The organism is Dapis purpurea BLCC-M126 (genome assembly GCF_050015975.1).
Taxonomy (GTDB): domain Bacteria; phylum Cyanobacteriota; class Cyanobacteriia; order Cyanobacteriales; family Microcoleaceae; genus Trichodesmium.
In genome coordinates this window covers 1-5,306 of sequence record NZ_JBNHER010000025.1, presented here as the reverse complement: position 1 = coordinate 5,306, position 5,306 = coordinate 1, and the positions used below count along the sequence as shown (strand labels likewise).

The 5,306-nt window shown below is 36.1% G+C and carries 8 protein-coding genes; 1 reads left to right on the top strand and 7 read right to left on the bottom strand.

Features of this window, described 5'->3' with window-relative positions; genetic code table 11:
- The coding region (locus tag ACP6PL_RS03250; RefSeq protein WP_426542498.1) for a hypothetical protein at nt 1-252 on the top strand (252 nt) is incomplete at its 5' end.
- A gap of 336 nt (nt 253-588) precedes the next feature.
- Here ACP6PL_RS03250 and ACP6PL_RS03245 read toward each other — a convergent pair.
- From ACP6PL_RS03245 to ACP6PL_RS03215, 7 genes are all read right to left on the bottom strand, one after another.
- Entirely contained in the window at nt 589-1,140 is a 552-nt protein-coding gene (locus tag ACP6PL_RS03245) for a hypothetical protein (RefSeq protein ID WP_426542496.1), read from the bottom strand.
- A 402-nt stretch (nt 1,141-1,542) separates the two neighbouring features.
- Nucleotides 1,543-2,052 carry a substrate-binding domain-containing protein gene (locus ACP6PL_RS03240; protein WP_426542494.1) on the bottom strand — a complete coding sequence of 170 codons (510 nt, stop codon included), beginning with the start codon at nt 2,050-2,052 and terminating at the stop codon, nt 1,543-1,545.
- A gap of 126 nt (nt 2,053-2,178) precedes the next feature.
- A complete protein-coding gene (locus tag ACP6PL_RS03235) occupies nt 2,179-2,379 on the bottom strand; it encodes a hypothetical protein (protein ID WP_426542492.1) in 201 nt (66 codons plus the stop codon).
- 120 nt (nt 2,380-2,499) lie between these two features.
- On the bottom strand, nt 2,500-2,814 hold the full coding sequence (locus ACP6PL_RS03230; RefSeq protein ID WP_426542490.1) for a hypothetical protein: 315 nt from the start codon (nt 2,812-2,814) through the stop codon (nt 2,500-2,502).
- Nucleotides 2,787-2,969: a hypothetical protein gene (locus tag ACP6PL_RS03225; protein ID WP_426542488.1), complete on the bottom strand. Its 183-nt coding sequence runs from the start codon at nt 2,967-2,969 to the stop codon at nt 2,787-2,789. The genes ACP6PL_RS03230 and ACP6PL_RS03225 overlap by 28 nt, the downstream gene beginning before the upstream one ends.
- A 94-nt stretch (nt 2,970-3,063) precedes the next feature.
- Entirely contained in the window at nt 3,064-3,861 is a 798-nt protein-coding gene (locus tag ACP6PL_RS03220) for an extracellular solute-binding protein (protein ID WP_426542486.1), read from the bottom strand.
- A gap of 431 nt (nt 3,862-4,292) precedes the next feature.
- Nucleotides 4,293-4,496 carry a cyclic di-GMP-binding domain-containing protein, MshE-related gene (locus tag ACP6PL_RS03215; RefSeq protein WP_426542484.1) on the bottom strand — a complete coding sequence of 68 codons (204 nt, stop codon included), beginning with the start codon at nt 4,494-4,496 and terminating at the stop codon, nt 4,293-4,295.
- Between the last annotated feature and the right edge of the window lie 810 nt (nt 4,497-5,306).

The following is a 5,306-nucleotide window of genomic DNA, read 5'->3' as shown; positions in this document are numbered from 1 at the left end:
GAAGTAGGGGATGGTTTTGTGCTGGGGCGAGTATTGCTTGGTTTGGTAAGTGAACGACTGCGGTTAGAAGTGCCACTGGAAGTAGGGGATGGTTTAGTGTTCGTAGAAGTATTATTTGGTTTGGTAAGCGAACCACTGCGGTTAGAATTGCCACTGGAAGTAGGGGATGGTTTTGTGCTGGGGCGAGTATTATTAGTTTTTGGTAGAACTATATTGTTGTTTGTAGATTTGGGTTTTGAGTCACGAGGTTGACTGCGAGTGGAGGAACTACTTCTACTGCGAGTGGAACTGCTTCTACTACTACGTCCTCCTTTTCTTCTTGCATAAGCGATGGAAGCATTTGTATTAATTAATTCGCTAATATCATTACCATGGGGATTAATGCTCACTTCATCAACCAAAAATAATGAGACAATTGTTGCTAAGATGAATTTAGATTTACGCATTTCCTGATTTTTCCTAATATATAGTAATTAACAATGAGCTATTAGCTTTTTTCAATGATATATTTATTACCTAAAAATCAATAGAATTATTGCAGAAGTTACAGTATTAAGATCAAATTCTAAATTCTGAATTCTAAATTCTTTAATTTTCAGCCTTTTTCTTAGCAATTTCCCGATTATTTCGATATAAATCAATCCGATTTTTGGCAGCTTCATATTGAGGATGAGATTCGGGGACTTCTTTCATTAAAACCAAAGCTTGATGCCAAGTTATTGCTACTTCATTCCACTCGGCTTGAGTATTAGCAACTTGGGCAAGTTCGGCTGCTTTTGTTGCTGCATTTATTCCCTCTCGAAATGGATCGGCAATAACTTCAATCGCTTCTGTCTTTTCAGAATTATTTTCCGAGTTATTACTAATATTTGAAATATCTGGAATACTAGCAGAATCAACCACAAATTTATTATTTATGTGATTTCCTAAGAATGTACTCCCTAAAAGAGACAAAATCAAACCAACTATAATCAAGATAAAGTTTTTTCTGATTTGTCTTTTACTCCAATTTGCCATATAAAAAATTACAAAAGCAAAAGGAATTAATAAATAAGTAGCACCCCATAATGTGCCTTCAGCAAAAGCTTGAACTAAGCCCCATATTCCGCCTACTATTGCTAATATTAGACCTAGAATCAAGAGGCCAATTCCTATAAAAAACATTATCCCTGAATATCCCTATGCAATGTATATTTGTACTAAACTTATGCTATTTTTTTTGTACTTAATTCTATGTTATACGATTGAGAAAAAATATTCTATATGTAAAAATACTGGAAGTTACAGCAAAAAGTAAATTTTCCTCATCTCAAACTAACAATATCCAGTTCCCAATAACATGAAATTAACATTTTTTAGCAGTCTTAATATAGTGTATTTCTCAGTAATCTTTCAGATATGCAGATATGACATAATTTTGCCGAAAAAAGTTTAATGGTAAAAATTATGACTCTTGTAGGAACGTCTCTACTTTCTGATCTACTCAACTGAAAAACACTGTAAACCTATCAAGTATAACTGTTGACTTTTGACTTTCCCTAACTACTGAACTCGTTGCCACAACCTTTGAATTTCTCCCAAAACAGATGGTTGTAGTGCAGGTAAAGTATCAACTTGCGGGTTAACCTGAGCGCCAGGAATATTCTGATTCCAAGGACTATTAGCAACTGAGAGCAGATCGATATTACCGTGGGTAGGGCGAAAACCATACTGCACAAATAGTTTCTGTTGTTCTGGTTGCGTCAAGAAATCTACAAATTTACCAGCAGCATTAGCAGTGGCTCCATTTACATTCTGGCGGACGATCACTACTCTAGCTACGGTTTCTACAGTGGGGTTGAGATAATAAACTTGATAAGGTTTATTCTGAGAAGATCCCGACTGTTGCCAACGATAAAGGGCGATACTTTCGTAAACTGTTGCTACATCGGCATCATTAATTTTTTGATTTAATCCTGGGATTAGTGCATAAGCCAAAGCTAAAGCTGCACAAGCAATTATTCCATAAAAAATACGACGATTTTTGAGACATTTATGATTTATAGTTGTCATGGTTGGAATTGTCCTGCTATGATACTAAGTAATAAGAAGTTGATTAGAAATTTTTTGTACATGAAATATAAAAAAGTTTTTGTTTGTAGTATTGCTCTAGCCCTAAGATATATATTTAGATAAATTTTAACGGCTAGTACCATCTTTCTTTGGAACAGGTGGTTGTTCATTTTTTTGATATTTTTTTTCTTGTTGAATAATAGTTATTTCAGCTTTAAAGAAACTATGATTTAATTTATTTGTTTGTATTTCTAACCCTTGTACCATGGTAATATTTATTGTTATTAATAATCCAACTGAAAGAGAATCAAGTTTATTATTCATCATTTTCTTCCTGGTACTTATTAATATCTCAGGGAAAATATCATTGTTTATTCAAACTTGATTCTTTAAATAAGAAAATAAATCAGTATTTTCACTTTTCTAGTTACAAATCTATATAAGGATTTAAAGAAACATTTTTATGTTGTCTTGGTAGCTATTTAATTTATAACTCAAACTGCGCAACTCTTGAATTTCTTCAGGATTATTCAAGTTGGCAATTCGCAATTTATTTTCTAGTTCTTGCAATAATCCGGCTGAATCTTTCACCATTGTATGTAGACTAAAAAATTTTGCTTGCCGAGTATCTTTGCCAGCTTTAACTAACTGAATATTCCTTTCTAAACTAGCAGCTAATTGTTGTAAATGCTGTTGAGAAATACCAGAACTTGACTTTTGCTTACTCTTAACTGCTAATAGCTGTTTTTGCAAATCATACATTGAGGAGAAAATTTTGTTCCCAAGGACACCCCCGGTATCCCCCGCCTGAGATCTAAGTCGGTCAGAATTTTTTGGGTAGTAGGCGATCGCAAATAATCAATTACTTTTTCGGCAGCTTCTTTTTCCTCCTGACTTACCCAAGGAGCACTTGGCAAAATTCCTCTCATGTTAGAAATAAAAGTAGACTTGGGATAAATTGCCTGATAGCGAGTCTGAGTATTAGCAGTATTTGCCTCAATTACTGAAGACTCATAAACAGAAGCGATGGATGGCCCAAAACGGACTATTTTTTACCATATCCTCAGCTAAGGAACTGGTGGAAACGCCGTAGTGAGTAACTTTGCTTTGAATTTTTTTAATTTGGGGTTGATATTGTTGCACGTCCGCAACGGTGAGTTTTTCGGGGCGTTTATTGGCAACGGAGGCAAATTGCGCGACCAAAGTTTGCAAACCAGAATTGGAACGAGTGGGGGCAGTATGAACATAATGTATTGGCAGTTGGGGACTATTTAAGTCTAGGTCTCGGTGAGTTCGAGCCTTGACGAGAGCTTGGTATATATTTGATTGTTTTTGTAACCCAGGTGCGACCTCCTGTGATGCCATGAATACCATCGGACTATTTGCCAACAAAGGCGCATCAGTAATTTGAGGAATATAATTTTGTCCGGGGTAGACTTGATTAATTTTGTACAAAAGTTGGGAATGATCAATTTCGCCATCTACAGAAATTAGGGTAGGAAATTCTGGGGAGTCTGGTTGAATAGCTCCACTTTTCAATTTTTGAGACAGAGAAACTATATCTGTTACCACATCCCCACTACCTTTTGCTTCACATTTCAAGTAAAAAGGTTTGCCATTATCGAGTTTGAGTTTTTGTTGACTGAGTTGAGTAGCAGCTTGGCTACAGAATTTTTCTAAAGCACTGCCGACTAAAAATTTGACTTCAACACCGGAAGAACTTGGGAAATTATTGACTTGAGCGCAAGCTCCCAGAAATAGAAGTCCTAAAGTAGGAATTAGACTTGTTTTTTGCCAATTGATTTTCATTTTTATTCGGTTGTGAATTTAACTTTGTTCCACAGCACTGCACTACGTTAGTTAGTTAAGACATTTATAATGCTCAAACTCAGTCAGGAATTACTTCTGAATTCAGAATTCTAAATTGCGCGTAGCGCTATATTTATTAATCAGCCATTTCTCCCTTTTTTATGCAAAAAAAATAGGCATCCCACAGAATGCCTTATGAATAATCAGCTTTGTTCTCTATTTATTAATCAGCTATAGTTTCAAAAATTATGCAAATCAAGCATATGACATAACTTTTCAGATTGATAACTTCAAGTCAAAACCAAAACCCAGTAGGGAACTTCCATGAAACGTCTCTAGTGTATTCTTTTGACTTTTAACTTTTGACTTGTGAATTTTGACTTTTGACTTCCCTCCAAGGAGGATTTGACTTTTGACTTTTAACTTTCTTGCTAGTCAATTACCCAATAACCATTTTGTCGCCAATATTGTTCTCTTAAAGCTATTTCTAAGTCATCTGGTTGAATCCAACCTTGAAACATTAGTAGTTCTCCAAGTTTTTGACGACATGAAGCTTGGATATCTATTGCTTGGTCTAATTGGGCTGGGGAAATTAAGTGTCTGCGGATGAGGATTTCACCTATTTTCATCATCATATTTTACCTGTTTAAGATTGATGTTGTTTTGTATCGGCACCCTAATAATTGACTATATTTACAAGTATATATCTAAATCAATACTTAATAATCAGTCAGTTTCTGGGAATTTATGCAAAATTTAATATCCCCAGGAATAAAAGTAAGCAACTAAAGCATCCTACTATATTCTTCATCAATCAAATATGGCAAATTTACAGATACTGTTCATACCATTTACAAAACTTAACATAATTCATTTTAGGGATATACCCACTTGCCGAATATCACCTATTACACAATTCACACAAGTAATTATTTATTTGACAAATCTTCATAGGGTATGTCTATAAAATTAGTCACAACATTAGCGATTTTTTTTACTTCTTCAATTGGTTAAAACCGAGAGGATTGAATATAAGGAAATATTATTTCTTCTCAAGGGGAGATTGGATATGGCGTTTAGCTAGCGCACAACTTTCCTATCGGAATGCTAGCGCAAACGCACTTCGGCTGTCGCCGATATGAAAAGCGGAGCGGCTCTGTTAAGAGCGGGAAACCTCGCCATCCCACCCTTCGGGAAGCTCCGCTAACGACCGCTCTCTTGGTCGATTGGATATGGCGTTTCGCTGCGCGACATGAAAAGCGTTTCGCTATCCTACGGAATGCTAACGCAAACGCGACATGAAACGCGGCTCTGTAAGAGCGGGAAACCTCGCCATCCCACCCTTCGGGAAGCTCCGCTAACGACCGCTCTCTTGGTCGATTGGATATGGCGTTTCGCTGCGCGACATGAAAAGCGTTTCGCTATCCTACGGAATGCTAACGCAA